Source organism: Streptomyces sp. TS71-3, assembly GCF_018327685.1.
In the GTDB taxonomy this organism is placed as follows: domain Bacteria; phylum Actinomycetota; class Actinomycetes; order Streptomycetales; family Streptomycetaceae; genus Streptomyces.
On the sequence record NZ_BNEL01000001.1, the window covers coordinates 1847941 to 1866220 of the forward strand.

Here is an 18280-nt window from a genome sequence, read left to right on the forward strand (position 1 = left end):
TCAGATCAGGGTGCGCTCGATCCGGCTGAGCGTCGCGCTCGTGCCCGACTCGCCGTCGTCCCCGGCCTCGCCGGCCGGGGGCACGCCCTGGCCCCGGCCGCCGCCCACCCGCTGGGAGAGCAGGTAGGCGATGATCTCCGCCTCCTGTTCCTGGACGTCGTCGTAGGTCGCGCGCTGGAGCATGTCACGCACGACGTCGGGGTCGAGGTTGGGAAAGAGGATGCGGGCACTCTCCTCGTCCAGCCAACCCGCGCCGCGGTGGCAGCAGATGATGTGGCCCAGCTCGTGCAAGATGATGTGCTCCTGATGCGCGCTGGTGGTGTTGGCGTCGTAGAAGATCAGGTCCTCGTCGTGCGCGGCGACCCACATGCCGCACGGGTGCGACGCGGGCATCTGCATCGGGACCAGGGCGATCGGGCGGTCGCGGACCTGGCCGAGGTGGTGGCAGAGCTCCGCCACGTCGGCGACCTGCGGCAGATCGAGCTCGCTGATGCGCCGCTCGCCCGCCTTCCGGAGCCGCTTGAGCTGGCTGCGGCGCTCCTGGTCGCCCGGGTGTGCCTTCCTGGTGCCCCTCACTCCTCGCGCTCCTCCTCGGCGGCCGAAGCGGAAGCGTCGGTCACGGGCGGGAGGCCCTGCATCTGCCGGTACTGGTCCATGATGGCCGTGATGGCCTGGAGGTTCTCCCTCTTCATGCCGGCCGCGCGCATCGCCACGGCGCGGACCCCCGCCTGCCGCAGTGCCTCGACGGCGGCGAGCTCCCCGAGTACGGACTTGGCGACCTCGTCGTCGAAGAAGTAGGCGACGGACACACCGAAGAAGCGGGCCAGGGCGGCCAGCAGGTCAGGTGAGGGATTGGAGCGCTTGCCCGTCCGAAGCTGCGACAGGTACACACCCCCGACCCTGAGATCGGGATTGGTCCGCTTCAGCTCCTCCGCGACCTCGGCGTTGGTCCAGTGCTTGCCCTTCGGGCGAACCGTCTTGAAGAGGTCGTCCAGACGCACCGCCAGCGTGGGCCGGTCGTCGGTCTCGGACATGGCGAATCTCCTCCCGTCACCTCCCCGGAAATAGCCCTCGGCTAGCTGTCAGTCTCGCAGATTAGCTGCCAGTTGACAATTGGCCGAGATTCCGCCACCGTGGACATCGCCGATAGCTGTCAGCTAACTTCGCTCACGGGGGTAGCAAAGTTGCTGCCAGCCGCTCGGTCTGGCCCGTCCCCGCGGGGGATGGGGCGGGCCAGGCCGGGCGGGCCACGCTCGCCCGGCCGGACGGTGGAGAGCGGGGAACCGCCGGGGGAGACCACGGGGCGGCGAACCGCTGGGGAGGGCCAACGGGGGAGAAGAAAGGGGGAACGGGGGACAACGGGGGACACGCCAACGGGGGACGACCACGGGGGACAACGGGGGAACGGGGGAAAGCCCGCCCGGTCTGACGAGGGACAGACCGGGCGGGAAGAACGGGAAACGGGGGACAGGCGAGGCGGAGACGGGACGGGGTGAGGGGCCGGCCGGTTCACGAGCGGGTGAGAGCCGGTCAGCCGGTAGGAGCTGGTCAGCCGGTAGGAGCCGGTTGGAAGGGCCTCAACCAACCGCTCCCGAACCCGCCTTGTCGAGGTTCGGCCCCGCCGGCGCGTCCTTGTCGAGCCGGCGGTAGGCCGAGGCCACCTTGGTGAGCCAGGCGACCTCCGCGGTCAGGTTGTCCGCGTCGCGGTCCTCGAAGTCGTGGGCGTCCTTGTTGTCGTCCGGGATGGTGCCCGTGCGCTTCGCGTGCAGGGCCCGCCGGATCTGCGCGGCCTCGGCGAAGGCCTGCCGGGACTCCTCGCTGGCCCCGGGGTCCGCCGGGACCTCGCCGTTCGGGGTGCGGTCGATGTAGGGGCGCAGGTCGCGCCATCCGTCGCGGATCTCGATGACCCGCCTGTGCAGCCGGTAGTTGAGGTCCGAGACCGCGGCCCCCGGCGGCTCCAGGACGATGTCCGGCGAGGCCTCGTACAGGTCCCGCCAGAGCGGGTAGAGGGCACGGTACGACCGGTAGCTGCGCGCCCAGTCCAGCAGCCTGGTGCTGGAGCCGCCCCACGAGGTGACCGTCAGGGCGAGCGAGAGGACGACGATGCCCGCCGAGCTGAAGACGGAGGCGGCCAGCGTCCAGTAGCCGATGTCGAGCCCGCTCGCGGCGGTGAGGATGTTGACCGTCCTGGCCGTGCAGTAGAGGAAGAGGACCACCGCGGCGACGGAGAGCAGCCGCAGGGCCCGGCGCAGCGAGGCGTTGCCGGTCATCCGCGCGTAGGGGCCGGTCTGGCGGAAGATGGTCACGCACGGGACCGCCTGGGAGACGATGAAGACCAGGAGGTAGATGAGGACCAGCGGCTGCCCGCTGCCCGTGTCGAAGTCCGACGCCGGCCGCCCGGTCCCGTTCGCGACGAGGAAGAGGACGATCAGCAGGACGTCGAGGGCGACGCCGGCGATGATCCAGAACCGGGTCCTGCGGGCCACGTCCTCGGCCGGGGTCACCCAGCCCAGCAGGATGACCTGCGCGCTGACGCAGAAGGCGACCGCCGACACGTGCATCACCAGGATGGCGAGATTGGTGACCCCGAGGAAGGTGTCGCTCGCCGTGGCGATGGCGCCCATCGTGAAGGTGAGGCACTGGAGCAGCAGGCTGATCACCAGTGCCCGGTAGGCGCTCTCCCGCCAGCCGCGTCTCACCTGGAACAGCCGGTAGACGAGCGCGGCATACGACGCCAGCGCCTCGATCTCGAAGCAGATGTTTCTTACGGTGTTCACGACCTGATTACCCCCGCTGGTGCCCCGTGCGCCCGCCCATGGCGGACGGACTAGTCGGTGTGTTCGCCCACGGGAACGGTGAGCCCGATGCCCTCGGCCGCCACCGCGATGGCGTAGTCGAAGAAGGCGGACTCGTCCCGGACGCTGTCGTGGGTACGGCTGAGGACCTGGAAGACCAGGAGCCCGATCAGACTGCTCCAGAGCACGATGCCGCGCTCGATGATGTCCGAGAACGGGGCCTCGGGGACCCCGCCGAAAAGCTGCTCGGCCGCCGGCAGAAGCAGCGGCGGCCCCGGCACCGCCCGGCGGGGCGGCGCCAGTTCACCGGCCTGAAGCGCCGAACGCACGATGCCGGCAAGCACCGCGGGAGTGCGGGAGGCGGGTGGCACGGTGCTCCCCGGAGCGTGGTATTCCGGCACCGGCGAGCCGTAGATCAGCGTGAACTCGGCGGCGTTCTCGAAGGACCACGCCCGCAGCGCGCGAGCGACCGCGAGGAGCCGCGCGCCCGCCGGCGCACCGGCGTCCCTGGCGGCCTGGTCAGCCCGCTCCATCGCGGCGGCGGACCCGTTGTAGGCGTCGACGATGAGCGCCGTCAGCAGGTCGTCCCGGTGCGGAAAGACGGCTTCCACATCGGCGAGGGCCAGCCCGCCGCCGTCGGCGACGTCCTTGAGGCCGAGTCCCGCGGCGCCCAGTTTCACCAGCAGCCGGCGCGCCGTGTCCTTGACGGCCGACGGCAGCCCACCGCTCTGATCGGAGGTCGCCGTTCCGGAAAAATCCATGGCCCACACGGTACCGGTCTGTTACGTGGGTCATGTGGGGAGCCGGGCGAGACTCAGGGGCTGACGATGCAAATCGGCCATGTCGATCTCGGTCAGCCCGGCCGTCCATCTTGCCTGGGATCCGGGCAACTTGGGCGGTCCGGTGGTCCGGTGATCGGGTGCTTCCGCGGGCTGGGGCGGTCCGGTGGTCCGGTGGCCCGGTGCTTCCGGGGGGCGGGCCGGCGGTCCGGTGCTTTCGCGGGCGGGGGCGATACGGCGGTTCGGCGCTTACGCGGGCAGGGGCGCCCAGACGATTCGGCGCCCGTCGCACGGGACCGGAACGGAGGGATCCGGGCCTCCGGGCCGCCTACAGCACCTTGTTGCGCACCAGTGCCGTCAGCGTGAGCGCGCCCGGCAGGAGGGGCAGCCAGACGGTCAGGACGCGGAAGCCGATGACGGTGGCGGCGGCGAGGGGGGCCGGGGCGCCGAAGATGGTGAGGGTGAGGACCAGGGCCGCGTCCACCGAGCCGAGGCCGCCGGGAGAGGGCACCGCACCGCCCACGACGTTGGCGACGAGGTAGGCGAGGACGACGTCCAGCCAGGGCAGCGGCAGGTGCAGCGACGCGGCGACGGACGCGACCACGCTCGCCTGGAGCAGCGGGAAGGCCAGCGCGCCGCCCCACAGGGCGAGCACCCGGGCGGGCCGGGTGTGCAGCCGCCGCACGTCGGTGAAGGCGGAGCGCAGGAAGTCGGTGACGAGGCGGCGCAGCCGGCCGACGAACGCCAGCAGCAGGCCGGCCGCGACGGCGGCGGCGCCCACGGCCGCACCTCCCCAGGCCAGCATGGTGCCTGGGTGGTCGGGCAGCAGCACGCCGTACGGCACCGAGTGCAGGCTCAGCGCCAGGAAGGTCGTGGTCACCACCGACGTGGAGACCGCCTTGACCAGCGAGTAGAGCGCGATGGACGCGGTACCGCGCTTCAGCGGGATCCCGCGGCGGTTCAGGAAGCGCAGGGTGACGGCGTGCGCACCGAGGCCTCCGGGGAGGAGGTGGTTGGCGGCACCGGCCGCGAACTGCGTCGCGTACAGCAGCCCCGACGGCAGCCGCTCCAGGACGGCTCCCTGCCGGATGCAGGAGGCGGCCGCCCAGCACAGGCAGGTGAAGACGAGACCGACTCCCAGCCACAGGGGGTCGGCGGAGGCCAGCCGGACGATCCCGCTGTACATGACCTGCCAGTGGAAGGCCGTCCACGCCCCGATCAGCAGGAGCGGAAGCAGGCACAGGGCCCGCTTGATCCGGTTGGCGGGAAAGGAGAGGCGCCCGGCTGACGCGGGAGCCGTGGGGGCCGCGGGCGCCGGAGGAGGCGCCGGGGGCGCGGGAGCCGCGGTGGCGGGCTCCGCCACGGCGAGCGGGAGCGGGGGTGAGGACACAGGCGGGCCGTTTCTGTGCCGGGCCCGTCTGTGCCGGGCACGGCGAGTCGAGGGAATGGAGACGGCGAGTCGTGGGGATGCGGAATGCTTCCCATCCTGTGTAACGGTTCGGTGTCCAAAAACTGAAGAGGAAGCGGCGGGCGGCTCAGTGGCGTTCCGGTGGCGGCCGGCGCACGTGCGGAGGCCGCGCCCAGCGCGCGGGGAGCGACGTGACCAGGTGCGATGTCCGTTTATGGGCCTTTGCTGCCGCGCGGTGGCGTGCTCGTTCCGTGATCGATCCGTGGATGTCGGGTGACGGATTACACACGGGGTCTGCGTTTCGCCGGGGCGCAGGGTGGTCGCGTGATGACCCCGGGGTGCGGGCGGAAGTATGCCTGGGCGGGTGAGCCGGGGTGGCGCTTCGTTGACGGGGGGCTTTGACGGTCGGCTTTGACGGGTGCCTTGGGTGGGCGGCGTGATGGGCGGCTTCGACGGGCGCCTTTGGCGGGCGGCTTTCGGTCGGTGCTCAGAGAGGCGAGCCGTTGTGTCGGTGCTCAGAGGGTCAGCCGTTGTAGAGGAAGCCGTCGGGCAGGCTGATGCCGGTGGCTCGCAGGTGCCGGAGAGCCGCGGCGAAGGAGTAGCAGTCGAAGAGGGCGGAGTGCTCCGCTCCGGCGGCGGGCTTCGGCAGTCCGAGAACCTTCCACAGCCGTCCCACGTTCACCGGTGCTGTGGCGGGGGCCACAGTGTTCAACCAGGGGCGGACGTTCAGGAAGTTCGCGGCGAGGTAGCTGTTCTTGACCTGCTCCCCGCGGGCTCGGATCCACCCGACGTTCTCCCCGAGGACGACCATGTCGTTGCCGTAGGAGAGGACGGCCTGCCCCTGGCAGAACCCCAGGAAGTCGCCGATGGCCTGAGCCGGGGGAAGTCCTTCCCGGTCAAGGGTCGCCTGGTCGATCCCGGTGAGATCGGTGAAATACGGGGACAGCCGCGGATTGGCCGCGGGCCGGACCAGCGCTTCGTACTCCTCCAGCACCGAGTAGTCGTCGCCCAGGCGCAGTGCGCCGATCTGCACGATCTCGCGGAGCTGTCCGGGCTCGGCCCAGTCCTGCTCCAGCGCCCCCGGCCATGTGGTGAACTCCAGGTCGAATACCACGAACGTAGACATTGAGGCCAACTCCCAGTCGTTCAGGTTCCGTGCGTGAAGTCTGCTCCCCGGGGCCCGTTTGCCGCTTCTCCGGGCCACCGCCGCGCCGGCCGGCCAAGCCGTGGTTCGCTACGGATTTTATGCGGATGCGGTACCGGTGAACTGACGGCATGTCATGCTGGCGCGCCAGTCCGTCCGAGCCGGACGCGGCCGCCCGCGTGTCGCCGGCTGTCGCCGACCTGTACCAGCCGGCCACCGAGCTCCTGCGACACGCCCCGTTCTCCATGGCCGCTTCAGGCGCACCGTTGGACCCGTCAAGGACCCGACAGGGACCCGTCAAGGGCCACTCAAGAACCCGTTGAGGACCCGTTGAGGACCCGGTATCCCGAGGAGACCGTCGCATGACCACCGACCAGCCCCCGGCGCCCCCCGCCGCACCCGGCGACGACCCGTCCACCCCCCACCGCATGGACCCCGACGGCGGCTCCCCGCACGCGGACAACGCCCGGTTGCTCGCCCGTTGCCCGGTCGCCTCGGTCGTGCTGCCGGGCGAGGTACCCGGCGCGGCCGTGCTCGGGCATGACGCGCTGCGGGACTTCCTCGCGCACCCGGACGTCGCCAAGGACGCCGCGCACTTCACCGACCTGCGCGAGGGCCGCATCCCGCGCGGCTGGCCGCTGGCCACCTTCGCCCTGGTGCGCGGCATGACGACCGCCGACGGCGCCGACCACCGCAGGCTGCGCTCGCTGGTGACCCGGGCCTTCACCGGGCGCCGCGTGGAACGGCTGCGGCCCGGCGTCGAGCAGCTGGCGGACACCCTGCTCGACGGCGTGCAGCGGGCCGCGGACGAGGGCGGTGAGGAGGGGGACGGCGTGGTCGACCTGCGCCGCCGCTTCGCGCTGCCGCTGCCGATGGGCGTCATCTGCGAACTGCTCGGCGTGGACGCCGCCGACCACGACCGCCTGCACCACCTGTCCAACCAGGTCGTCGCCACCCGCATCGCCCCCGAGGACGCCCTGGCGGCCAACCGCGAGATCGTGCAGGTGCTGTCCCGGGTGGCCGCCGCCCGTCGCACGCGGCCCGGCGACGACCTCACCAGCGCCCTGATCACCGCGCGCGAGGAGGACGGCGACCGGCTCAGCGAGGAGGAACTCATCGGCACCCTCCTGCTGATGATCATCGCGGGCCACGAGACCACGCTCAACCTCATCACCAACGCGATACGCGCCCTGTGCACCCACCCCGACCAACTCGCCCTGGTCCGCGAGGGCGCAGCCAGCTGGGCCGACGTGGTCGAGGAGGTACTGCGCTACGACAGCCCGGTCAGCTACTTCCCGTTCCGCTACCCCGTGCGTGACGTCACCGTCGGCGGTGCCACCATCCCCGCGGGCACCCCGGTGCTGGCCGGCTACTCGGCCGCGGGGCGCGATCCCGCGGCGTACGGGCCGGACGCGGACAGGTTCGACGTCACCCGGGGCGCGGCGCCCGTCGCCGGGCGCCACCTGTCGTTCGGGCACGGACCGCACTACTGCCTGGGCGCGCCGCTGGCGCGGATGGAGGCCGTCATCGCACTCCAGCGCCTCTTCACCCGGTTCCCCGACCTCGAACTCGCCGTCCCGCCCGACGCCCTGCCCCGGCATCCCAGCTTCGTCGGCAACGGCGTGCAGACGCTTCCGGTCCGGTTGGCTCGCGCGTAGTGCTCGGGGAGCACTCCTCGTAGTACGCGGAGGAGCACTCTCCGTGGTACTCGGACGGGCCACGCGTCGTGGTACTCGGACGGGCCACTCGGCGTAGCACTCATCGTGGTGGCCGCCTGATCGTCCACCAAGGAGGGATGGACCTACCGGTCGAGCAGGCCGGACCGACCTACCATGGGACGTGGATGGGAGAGCGGGAGAGCACCATGCGCACCGACGTCCCGGTCACGTCTCAGGACGCGCCCAAGGACGCGTCTCGGGACGCATGTCTGGCGTCCGCTCTGCGCGACATACACGCGCGGCTCGGCCCCAGTACGACAGTGGCGTACCTGACCACGACAGGTGCCAGGGGTACGGCAGACGGGAGCCGCGAGCCGGATGCGCTGGCGGTCGCGATGGCCGTCGACACCCCCCTCGGCTTCACGGTCACCCCCGGGATGTCGGTGGACGACGAACGTTTCTCGACCGCGCGCGCCCATCGCACCGGTAGGCCGGTGATCAGGGAGAACGAGGACGTCCGCGGGGTGATCCGGAACGATCCGGCGCTGATCCAGTACGTGCCGTACGCCATGATGGCGGTCTCCGTTCCCGTGCGTACGGCCGACCGGAGCTTCGGCGCGCTGACCCTGCGCTGGGCCCCGCCCAGGGACCTCGCGCCGGAGTCCCTGGACTTCCTGGTGGGCGTCGGTGACCGGCTCGCGGGCGACCTGGCGCGGGCAGCGGAGCAGGGCTCGTCGGTTCAGGCGCCCCCGGTGCCGCTGTTCATCCCGGGGAGCCCCGGAGAGGGCGAGAGCGGGAGCACCGGTTACCTCTACCGTTTCCAGCGGCTGGCCACCGCGCTCGCCGCCGCACAGCGCACGCGCGACGTCGTCGCCACCACCCAGGACCAGGTGCTGCGCGTCTTCGAGGGACGCACGATGGCCCTCTGCCTGTCCGACGAGGGTCGCCTGCGCGTGGTGGGCGCCGCGGGCTTCTACAAGTCGGATCTGCGAGCCCTCGACGGTCTCCTGCTCACGCGCCATGCCCCGGAGGCGGACGCGACGAGCCGTGTCGAGCCCCTGTTCTTCGCCACGGGGGAGGAGCTTCGCGGTGCGTATCCGGGCCTGGACCGATACGACGACAGGGATGCCTATTTCTTCCTCCCCCTGATCGCGGACGGCCGCGCGGTGGGCTGCTGCGTCATGGGCTGCGACCGGTCCCGAAGGCCGAAGGACGAAGACCTCGCCCTCCTGATGATCATGATGGGACAGGTCGGCCAGTCGCTCCAGCGGGCCCGCGCCTACGAGGAGGAGAAGGCCGTGGCCCGGGGCATGCAGCAGGGCCTGCTGCCGCGGACCCTGCCCCACGTGGAGGAGATCGCCTCCACCGCGCGCTACCTCACGGCCACCGGGGGTGCCGAGGCGGGCGGCGACTGGTACGACGTGATCAGGCTGCCCGGTGGCGGGATCGGGCTGGTCGTCGGGGACGTCGAGGGGCACAGCCTGGAAGCCGGCGGCACCATGGGACAGGTGCGCAGCGCTGTGCGCGCGTACGCGACGGAGGGGCACGACCCCGCCACGGTGCTCGACCGGAGCAACCGGTTGCTCTCGGAACTGGACACCAACCTCTTCGCCACCTGCTGCTGCCTCTGGCTGGACCTGGAGACCGGCACGGCCACCCTGGCCAGCGCCGGTCACCCCGCTCCGGTGATCACCGATCCGGGGTGCACGATCAGCATCCCGGACCTCCCGGTCGGCCCGCCCCTGGGCGTCGCCTCCGGGACCGTCTACGGCCAGACGGAGACGACGCTGGCGCCCGGCTCGATCGTCGCCCTCTACACGGACGGACTCGTCGACCCGGGCCACCTGGGCGTCGACGCCGGACTGGAACAGCTTCAGCGCACCCTCGCCCGCTGCCGTGACGAGGACCTGGAGGTACTGGCGGACCACCTCGTCGGGGACTCCCGCTCAGGGACCCGGCGCGACGACGACATGGCCCTGCTCCTGGTGCGCTACGAGGGAGTGCGGGAAGGGGGCCACAGGCGGGTCGCCCGGGTGCTCGTCCAGCGGCGGGACGTGCAGCACGTGCGACGCCTGAGGCGCTTCCTCCAGGAGCTGCTGCCCGCCTGGGGACTCGCCGACCTGCTCGACGACATGGAACTCCTGGTCAGCGAGGTGGTCACCAACTCCCTGATCCACGCGGACACGGAGGTCGACGTACGTCTGCGGGAGTCCCCCCACCAGATCCGCGTGGAGGTCCGCGACAGCGACCCGCGCCCGCCCACCATCGTCGCGGATCTGGGAACGGGGGAGACGGGCGACGCGGAGGCGGAGTCCGGACGGGGCCTGCTCATCGTCGACGCCCTGGCGTCGGCGTGGGGCAGCTCGCCGGCGGGCCGGGGGAAGACGACGTGGTTCGAGCTGGACGCGCGGGCGGCGACGCGGGGTTAGGGGCTTCTGTCCCGCAGGCCGTACGACGATGACGTACTTCATGTGAGCCGTGGGACTCATGAGAGCTGGAGGTCCGCCTGCTGGGTATGTGTGGCGGCAGACGCGGCACGAACCGTACGAACTATACGGACCGTACATACGAACCGGGGAGACACCTGACATGCGACTGCGCTGTGCCGTGCTGGACGACTTCCAGGGTGCCGCGTTGGAGTCGGCGGACTGGAGCCCGATCGAGGACCGGGTGGAGACCGTCGTCTTCCGCGAGCACATGGCGGACGAAGCGGAACTGGCTGCGGGGTTGGCAGACTTCGACATCATCGTCACCCTGCGGGAACGGGTCCCGTTCCCGGCCTCCCTCCTGGACAGCCTGCCGAGGCTGAAGCTGCTGATCGCGTCGGGCATGCGCAACACGGTCATCGACTACGCGGCGGCCGAGCGGAACGGAGTGACGGTCTGCGGCACAGCGAGCACGGCCACCCCGCCCGTGGAGCTGACGTGGGCGCTGCTGCTGGGCCTCGCGCGGGGCATCGTCGAGGAGAACAACGCGCTGCGTTCGGGCGGCCCCTGGCAGTCCACGGTCGGCGCGGACCTGCACGGCCGCCGCCTCGGCCTGCTGGGGCTGGGCAAGATCGGCAGCAGGGTGGCGAAGGTGGGCCTGGCCTTCGGCATGCAGGTCAGCGCGTGGAGCCAGAACCTCACGAAGGAGCGCGCCGATGAATGCGGCGCGGAACGCGCGCCCTCCCTGGAGGACTTGCTGAGGAGCAGCGATTTCGTCTCCATCCACCTGACCCTGAGCAACCGCACCCGAGGCCTGCTGGGCGAGCCCGAACTGTCCCTCCTGAAGCCCACGGCGTACTTGATCAACACCTCACGGGCGGCGATCGTCGACCAGGCGGCCCTCCTCAAGGCCCTCCACGAGGCCCGCATCGCGGGCGCAGCCGTGGACGTCTACGACACCGAGCCACTCCCACCCGCCCACCCGATGCGCACAGCACCACGCCTGCTGGCCACCCCGCACCTGGGCTACGTCTCGACGGCCAACTACGCGACGTACTACGGCGACGCGATCGAGGACATCGAGGCGTTCCTGTCGGGTGAGCCGGTGCGGAGGCTTGGGGTGGGGTGAGGGGAGTGCGGGAGGCCGGAGAGGTGCCGCCCGCTGGGAAACGCGCCGCCACGCGGCCGAGAAAAGCCGAGCTTTCCCGTGCCCCGCATCTCTATGCCCAGTAGGCTGATGTGACGCCGTGCGACGATATGCACACCAACTGTCGTCACCCAGTGCTCAGATAGCCGGGACAGGGCGCCAATGGCAAGCGGGGGTACTCGGGAGGGAGCTCGCTGATGGCATGGGCGGAGTGGGAACAGCTGAAGGCGGAGGCAGGAGCGAAACACGCGACTCGGATGCAGCTGAACCACCTTGCCCCGGCGGCTGGTGGTGGGGACGGGGACCTGGTCGTTCATCAGGACGACTTGGGTGCCGTGGGCCATGAGGCGCACATCCTGTACGAGGACTTGCAGAAGAAGGCCGACATCGCGGGCGCGGGCGCAGACGACGGCGGCAGCGGCTCCACGGCGCAGGCCGGTGCCGCGTTGAAGTCGCGCGGCTTCGAGACGGGTGCCGCACTGGAGACGACCGTCAAGGTGTGGACGAGTCAGGTCAAGTCAGTCCTGCAGGCGTGCGCGCACATCTCCAACCACCTGGATTACAGCAAGAAGCGGCACGCGGAGGACGACGCTCAGATCGGCACCGTTCTCCGCGGCGTTGACGGAGCCGCCGAGCCGGTGTCGAAGCTCAACGAGTACTTCCAGTAGGGAAAGAAGCCCGTGACACTCACGTACGAGGACCTCCTTGAAGCGGACCTCGGCAAGCTCGCTACCGCGGTATCGGACTGGAAGAACACCGTCGACGGCCTCAAGAAGGCGGCGTCGGACGCACGCAAGGGCATGAAAGCCAAGTCCGACTCCGCACGCTGGGCGGGCGTCAACGCCACCGTGACCAAGGAATTCATCGCCAAGACGGCGAAGGAGATCGACGACCTGCATGCCGAGGCGAACAGCATCTACCAGATCCTGGACGACGGGCACCGGGAGCTCGCCTCGCTGCAGAAGCAGATCAAACAGGCCGTGGAGGTGGATGCGGCGCATGATGGCCTGCGTGTGGAGGACATCGGGAACGGAAAGGTCCGCTGCTACTTCCCGCACATCCGTGGCGACTCGGATGAACGCACCCAGAAGGAACTGCATGCCCGGCAGCATCTGGAAAGCCGGATCAACCAGCTCATCGCCCATGCCTCCGAGATCGACGCGACGATGGCCCGAGCGTTACGCAAGAGCCACGGCGACGATCCGCACAACGCGGGCCGCAGCACGTACGACTCGCTGAACGACGCCGAGGCCGAACGCGCGGCGGAACTGGCGCGCAAGGGCGACAAGATGTCCGACGCGGAACTACGCGAGCTCAACCAGCTGCTGCAGTTCAACTCGAAGGAAAAGGACGGCGAGTTCGCCACCGACTTCTACAAGGGGCTCGGCGGGCCGGAGAAGGCGCTTGAGTTCTACGCCCAGATGTCCATCGACGGCACCGATCCGGACGCGACGAAGACGCGCCTCAACGAGGTCCGGGACCTGCAGAAGCTCATGGGCCTGAACCTGGCCAACGCCACGGACCCGGACCACAGACACCACCTGCCCGCCAGTTGGGGTGCCGACTTCAGGCGCCTCGGTACTCAGGAGATCGGCTGGGGGAAGGGCCAGATGAGCAAGCCGTACGGCTACCAGGTCCTCGGCGGCATCCTCCGGTACGGCAATTACGACGCACGGTTCCTGGACCCCATCGCGGAGCACATCAGCCAGCTCCACAAGGAGAACCCGACGTTCTTCACGGCGAACAGGGCCATGGGCAGTCCCGACCTCTACGGCTTCAACCCCTCCGGCCGGCTGGGAAGCGGCAATGACCCGCTCAACAGCGTGCTGGAGGCGATGGGACACAGTCCGGAGGCCGCGGAGAGGTTCTTCACCCAGCCGCCCACCGCGTACAACGAGGACGGCACCGTGAAGCACGGCGGCCAACTCGGCTTCAAGTCGTACCTCGACCTGTTCACAGAGGACGACTTCCAGTGGACGGTCGACACGAACGACACGAACATCGAAGGCGACGCCGACAAGAAGGAGAAGGCCCTCGGCTACGGCCCCGAGGCCCTCGGCCACGCCCTGGAAGCCGCAACGACCGGCCAGCCGTACGACATCGACCACGGAAGTGCCGCCATCAAGCACACCGAGGCGCGAGCACACCTGGTCAATGACATCGTAGAGAAGTTCGGCGAACACCCCGAACTCATCCGGCACAACGAGAACGGCGATCTGGACAGCGTCGAGTCGGGCCCCCTGTATGCCATGCGGGACAGCCTTGGCGACATCACCGCGGAGTACATGGGGGACTTTCAGCGGGCAATGTACGAGGAAGACAACAGCTCCGAGTTCCCGACCTTCGGTGCCGCGGCCAACCTGGACGGAGGTCACGCCGCTCGATTCCTGGGCGAGGTGGGGCAGGATCCCCATGCTTATTCAGCGATCACCCATGCGCAGCAGGCATACACCGCCCGGGTTGTCGACCATGTGATCAATGGCCACAGCGATTCGACAGCGTCGTTGGACGGGAGGGTGGGTGCCGCCGTGGCGCCAGGGTCTGCGATCGCCGGCATCATGAGCGATTCCAGAGCAGACGCGATCTACGAGTACCACACTGCTAGCGACAAGGAATTCAACGAGGCTGCGGGAGAAAAGCAGAAGTGGGTGAACCGCATCCTCGGCATGGGCTTTGGAAAGGTCGGTGAGGTACCCATTGTCGGTGCGCCTGTCGAATGGGCGTCGGAGGACATCCAGGAAACCGTTATGAAGAGCATCGAGCAGGACACTGCCACCAAGGCGGAACAGGAGGCGGGAGACCAGTACTCGGATGGTCGTAGAGCGGCCACTGATTCTGCTCAATCCGCTGTTGATAGGGCCTTGGCAAGGAACCACCACATCAATTCCGATACCGCGCAAGATTTGAGACAATCCGCTCGCACGGCAGCGGGTCTCAGTCACTCGGACGGTGCCCAGTGGAGTTCGGAGAGTGACAGAAATTGAAGCGCAATCCATATATCTCGCGGCGTCTTACCTTGTGCGTGGCCGCATTGGTCGTAACGGGTTGCTCGTCGAGTGAACCAAGCCAAGACTTCACTGTTCCCAAGACTCTGTGTGGAGTGCCGGTACCGAGTGATGCCCTGTCTCGCCTCCTGCCTCCCTCCGGAAAACATCTCGCCATTGAGCAGGACGGGAACGTGAGAGATGGCGAAGACGTGCTGTGCAAGGTCAATGTCGATGAGGACGAACAAGTGCTGACGCTCAGCAGTGAGCGGATCACAGTTGGCAGCTCGGCGCAGCACATCCTGCTCCACGAACTCTCCATCGGGCAGCACAAGTCTGCAGAAGGCGGCAACATCGCGTACGCAGACGAGGGTGCTGTGTCGCTGATCAAGTGTCGTGGTGCCGACGTGAACGAAGAGGACATCAGCACCCTCGTCAAGGTCCTGAAACCTGGCCGGGGGGACGAGTCGGCCATGAAGGATCTGATATCTGGATATACGGCAGAACTCGAGAAGCAGAAGCCGTGCCGCCGATGAGTCTGACGCCGCCCCTTCGACTCATCCGGGAGTGCCTGACCGACATGGCCGGAGTGCCATGACTGAAGGTACTTGCTTCCCGTCTTCTTTTCATGTCCTACGCCCCAGACCGGAGTCCACCGTGACCACAGCAAGGGTTTCAGTAGTAATTGCGATCCTCTCGGTGGTGGCTGCCGGCGCGTTGGCCGTGGGCTGCTCAGCCTCCGTCCACGTCGAAAAATACCCACCGAAAATGTCCGCGGACAAGTTGGCTACCACAGTCGCTGAAAAGCTCGCCGCCTCAACGGGGCAGCCCAAGCCACACATCACCTGTCCCGAGGACCTTGTCGGCAAGGTCGGCACCACCACTCGGTGCAAGCTCACGGCGGACGACGGCAGTACCTTGGGCGTGTCGGTGAATGTGTCCTCGGTCGATGGAGACCAGATCAAATTCGACTTCAAGGCCGACGACACGGCTTCCCCGCCCGCGAATTGACCACTGGACGTCCAGTCCTCCCCAAGCACCACGCTGCACGGCACCGTCCAGCACCTCCTTGCTGCGCCTGTACGGCCGTGTCACTACCGCCAGATAGTCTCGGATACGTCAATGCGGCCCGACGGGCTTCCGCTCCGATTTCGGCGTCACGCATCCGAGCATGCCGGTGAAGAGCCGCGGGGCTCCTCATCCGAATCTGCGCTACACCGTCGATACTGACTGGCAGGTCTTCGTACATGCGAAAGTCCGTCCAGGCAACGATGATTTCTTCGTCCTGAGTAGTGACCTAGTAGACTCTCTCTATTGGTCATCTGCAGGGGCTGCTACGTCCTGGGGCGACGCGCGGGTGCTGGAGTGTGCGCAGCGGAGGCGTGCGGAAGCTGGTGGCGGCACGGAATGGCGTGTTTGGGCGAGAAGATGGGGGTTTATCTTCCCCGCGATGCTCGCAGCGTGAATCTTCCCGCCCGGTTGCCGCGAGTATCAGCCGTTCGCCCGGACGGATTCCGGGCGTTGGAGGCGGCGCTTCTCTACCGGCCCGTGCCGTCTTCGGACAGCAGCTCAGGATGGCAGGAGGTAGCACATGCGCACATCACGACGAAGATTCCTCGCCTCGATTACGATCAGCGCCGCGTTCGTGGCGGCCGGAATGCCGACCGCGCACGCGGTGGCGGAGAAACCCTCCGTCAAGGTGACCGGGGACGGCACCCAGCCGGTCTTCTCCCACCAGGACGCCGTCAGGGAGTACGTCAACGTCGAGTCGAGCGTGGACTCGGACGGCGACGGCAAGAAGGACCTGATCCGGGTCGACATCATCCGGCCCAAGGAGAGCGACGAGGGGCTCAAGGTCCCCGTTATCATTGCGGGAACCCTGTCTCGTCTCGCCGCCGTTCGGATCCGGTCTAGGCTGCCGCATATCTGCGTCTGGGGGAACGATATCCATAGGGTTCTTGCCTCGGACCTCCCAACCCCCGTCCGTGGTCCGTGCCGGCGTGCAGCCTTCTGGTGCAAGACCCAGAGGGTCAGCCCAGATCTGCGGATTGGGAACATACGAACTCGGGTTCGGTGCCGCCCAGCAGCGTCGCGAAGTCCCAGGGCTGGTCTGGCGGGCTGTGTCGCAGAGCGAGGGGCCAGTACCGGTTGGCCGGTGAACGCGCAGATCCACCGCACTCCGCCGGAAAGGCGCCCGAGGGCGGATGCAAGGTCAGTAGCCGACCTGAGAGTAGAGGAAGGCCATGGAAGGGATCAGCGAGTCCGCCCTGCGGGCGCTGGCCGGCCAGCGCTCTTTCGAACGAGGACAGGGGTACTTGGACGCGGTATCCGGGGTGCAGGTCGGTGACGGTTGGGTCACCGCAAGCGTCCGCGGCGCGGAGCGGTACGAGGTCGAGTTGACGCTGGCCGGGCCCGGCGAGTTGGCCGGAGAGTGTGACTGCCCGTATGGGATGGAGGGCAACTTCTGCAAGCACCTGGTCGCCCTCGGCCTGACAGTGCTCGCTCGCAGGGAGGGCCTGCCACGGCAGCGGAAGGCGGCCCGGGACCGTGCGCAGGTTCTCTACGGGTGGCTGTCCGGTCTGTCCAAGGACGAGTTGCTCGCTCTGGTGCGAGAGCAGATCGGCGAGGACCGCCAGTTGCGGCGTCGCTTGGAGCTTCGGGCAGCAAGTGCTCGGGGCGACCTCGCCGCGATCCGCGCCCTTGTCCGCGAGCTTCTCGACATCGGCCCGTTCGCGCAGTACGGGTACGTCGAGTATGCCGATGCCCGTGCTTACGCGGACCAGGCTCGGAAGGCGGTGTCCGTGATCGGCGAACTCGCCGGCTCGACGAGTCGGGCCGACGACGCGATCACCCTGGCACGAGAGGCGATGCTGCTGCTGGCTGACGCGGTGGAGAACGTCGACGACTCCGACGGCTGGCTCGGGCAGATCGGTGGAGACCTCGCCGTGGCACACCTCGAAGCGTGCCGTGCGGCAGGGCCCGAGCCCGAGGAGCTCGCACGCTGGCTGGTCGGCCATGCGCTCGGCGACATGGACGACGGCCTCACCGACATCGATCCACTCGACTACGAGGAGGTCCTCGGTGACGAGGGGATGGCCCTCCTGCGGAAGCTGACCCTTGAGGCGTGGCGGGGCAACCGCCGCGGCTGGGCGGAGAAGTACCTGATGGAGCGCCTGGCCAAGGCGGGAGGTGACGTCGACGTGGTGATCGCCGTGCATGCGGCCGACCTCGCACCGAGCGGACACACGCACCTGGTCATCGCCCACGAGCTGGACACTGCCCGGCGCCCCGACGAGGCCCTGCGCTGGGCGGAACGCGGCATCGAGGACACCCGGGACCTCGCCGACATCGACACTGCCCTCGTCGACTACCTCTGCGACCGCTACGGGCAGGCGGACCGGCTCCCCGATGCCGTCGCCCTGCGCCGCGATCACTTCGTTGCCCGCCGAACTCTGCTCGCGTACCGGCAACTCCGAGTCGCCGCTCAGGCCGCCAACTGCTGGCCGGCGGAGCGTGAGGCGGCGCTGGCTGTGCTGCGTGCCGATGCGGGGTCAGGGCAGCGGGACGGGTATGGCGGCGGCCCCGTCCTGATCGATGCCCTGCTCGATGACAAGGACATCGATGCCGCCTGGCACGCCGCCACCGAGACCGGCGCCCACGACCAGCAGTGGCTCGCCCTTGCCGACCAGATCCGCGCCACCCGTCCCGCCGACGCACTCGGCGTCTACCGGCGCCTGGCCGAACCCCTCGCGAAGCAGACGGGTAACGCGATCTACGAGCAGTTGACCAGTCTGCTGCTGAGCATGCGCGAGTGCCATCGCCGCCTGGGCAGTCAGGACGAGTTCACCGTGTACCTCACCGCCCTGCGGACCGACCAGAAGCGCAAACGCAACCTGATGCGGCTCCTCGACCAGCACGGTCTGTAAGAAGGTGGGGCTG

15 protein-coding genes are annotated in these 18280 nt (G+C 68.9%); 9 read left to right on the forward strand and 6 right to left on the reverse strand.

Features of this window, described 5'->3' with window-relative positions; genetic code table 11:
- The 6 genes from Sm713_RS07635 to Sm713_RS07660 all read right to left on the reverse strand — a co-directional run bounded on the left by Sm713_RS07635 (position 1) and on the right by Sm713_RS07660 (position 6108).
- Entirely contained in the window at positions 1-576 is a 576-nt protein-coding gene (locus Sm713_RS07635; protein WP_212908886.1) for a toxin, read from the reverse strand.
- Positions 573-1034, reverse strand: a complete 462-nt coding sequence (locus Sm713_RS07640; protein WP_212908887.1) for a helix-turn-helix domain-containing protein — start codon at positions 1032-1034, stop codon at positions 573-575. Before Sm713_RS07640 ends, Sm713_RS07635 begins: the two co-directional genes overlap by 4 nt.
- A gap of 543 nt (positions 1035-1577) precedes the next feature.
- Entirely contained in the window at positions 1578-2777 is a 1200-nt protein-coding gene (locus tag Sm713_RS07645) for an MAB_1171c family putative transporter (protein ID WP_212908888.1), read from the reverse strand.
- 50 nt (positions 2778-2827) lie between these two features.
- Positions 2828-3556 carry a TetR-like C-terminal domain-containing protein gene (locus Sm713_RS07650; RefSeq protein ID WP_212908889.1) on the reverse strand — a complete coding sequence of 243 codons (729 nt, stop codon included), beginning with the start codon at positions 3554-3556 and terminating at the stop codon, positions 2828-2830.
- A 346-nt stretch (positions 3557-3902) separates the two neighbouring features.
- Complete coding sequence (locus Sm713_RS07655) at positions 3903-4964, reverse strand: lysylphosphatidylglycerol synthase transmembrane domain-containing protein (RefSeq protein WP_249416156.1); 1062 nt, start codon at positions 4962-4964, stop codon at positions 3903-3905.
- Positions 4965-5505: 541 nt separating this feature from the next.
- Positions 5506-6108 carry an exonuclease domain-containing protein gene (locus tag Sm713_RS07660; protein WP_212908890.1) on the reverse strand — a complete coding sequence of 201 codons (603 nt, stop codon included), beginning with the start codon at positions 6106-6108 and terminating at the stop codon, positions 5506-5508.
- A 380-nt stretch (positions 6109-6488) separates the two neighbouring features.
- Here Sm713_RS07660 and Sm713_RS07665 point away from each other — a divergent pair, with 380 nt between their 5' ends.
- From Sm713_RS07665 to Sm713_RS07705, 9 genes are all read left to right on the forward strand, one after another.
- Entirely contained in the window at positions 6489-7784 is a 1296-nt protein-coding gene (locus Sm713_RS07665; RefSeq protein ID WP_212908891.1) for a cytochrome P450, read from the forward strand.
- Positions 7785-7990: 206 nt separating this feature from the next.
- Positions 7991-10213: a SpoIIE family protein phosphatase gene (locus Sm713_RS07670; RefSeq protein ID WP_212908892.1), complete on the forward strand. Its 2223-nt coding sequence runs from the start codon at positions 7991-7993 to the stop codon at positions 10211-10213.
- Between the two features lie 160 nt (positions 10214-10373).
- Complete coding sequence (locus tag Sm713_RS07675) at positions 10374-11339, forward strand: D-2-hydroxyacid dehydrogenase family protein (protein ID WP_212908893.1); 966 nt, start codon at positions 10374-10376, stop codon at positions 11337-11339.
- A gap of 215 nt (positions 11340-11554) precedes the next feature.
- Positions 11555-12025, forward strand: a complete 471-nt coding sequence (locus Sm713_RS07680; RefSeq protein WP_212908894.1) for a hypothetical protein — start codon at positions 11555-11557, stop codon at positions 12023-12025.
- 12 nt (positions 12026-12037) lie between these two features.
- A complete protein-coding gene (locus Sm713_RS07685) occupies positions 12038-14341 on the forward strand; it encodes a DUF6571 family protein (protein WP_212908895.1) in 2304 nt (767 codons plus the stop codon).
- Between the two features lie 194 nt (positions 14342-14535).
- Entirely contained in the window at positions 14536-14877 is a 342-nt protein-coding gene (locus tag Sm713_RS40195) for a hypothetical protein (protein ID WP_249416157.1), read from the forward strand.
- A 121-nt stretch (positions 14878-14998) separates the two neighbouring features.
- A complete protein-coding gene (locus Sm713_RS07695) occupies positions 14999-15352 on the forward strand; it encodes a DUF4333 domain-containing protein (RefSeq protein ID WP_249416158.1) in 354 nt (117 codons plus the stop codon).
- Between the two features lie 103 nt (positions 15353-15455).
- A complete protein-coding gene (locus tag Sm713_RS07700; RefSeq protein ID WP_283249799.1) occupies positions 15456-15806 on the forward strand; it encodes a hypothetical protein in 351 nt (116 codons plus the stop codon).
- Between the two features lie 778 nt (positions 15807-16584).
- On the forward strand, positions 16585-18267 hold the full coding sequence (locus Sm713_RS07705; protein ID WP_212908899.1) for an SWIM zinc finger domain-containing protein: 1683 nt from the start codon (positions 16585-16587) through the stop codon (positions 18265-18267).
- Positions 18268-18280 lie beyond the last annotated feature (13 nt).

Coding starts and splice junctions, on each gene's coding strand:
- Sm713_RS07650 (WP_212908889.1), bottom strand. CDS start 3,556: ATGGATTTTTCCGGAACGGCGACCTCCGATCAGAGCGGTGGGCTGCCG.
- Sm713_RS07670 (WP_212908892.1), top strand. CDS start 7,991: ATGCGCACCGACGTCCCGGTCACGTCTCAGGACGCGCCCAAGGACGCG.
- Sm713_RS07665 (WP_212908891.1), top strand. CDS start 6,489: ATGACCACCGACCAGCCCCCGGCGCCCCCCGCCGCACCCGGCGACGAC.
- Sm713_RS07640 (WP_212908887.1), bottom strand. CDS start 1,034: ATGTCCGAGACCGACGACCGGCCCACGCTGGCGGTGCGTCTGGACGAC.
- Sm713_RS07675 (WP_212908893.1), top strand. CDS start 10,374: ATGCGACTGCGCTGTGCCGTGCTGGACGACTTCCAGGGTGCCGCGTTG.
- Sm713_RS07660 (WP_212908890.1), bottom strand. CDS start 6,108: ATGTCTACGTTCGTGGTATTCGACCTGGAGTTCACCACATGGCCGGGG.
- Sm713_RS07680 (WP_212908894.1), top strand. CDS start 11,555: ATGGCATGGGCGGAGTGGGAACAGCTGAAGGCGGAGGCAGGAGCGAAA.
- Sm713_RS07705 (WP_212908899.1), top strand. CDS start 16,585: ATGGAAGGGATCAGCGAGTCCGCCCTGCGGGCGCTGGCCGGCCAGCGC.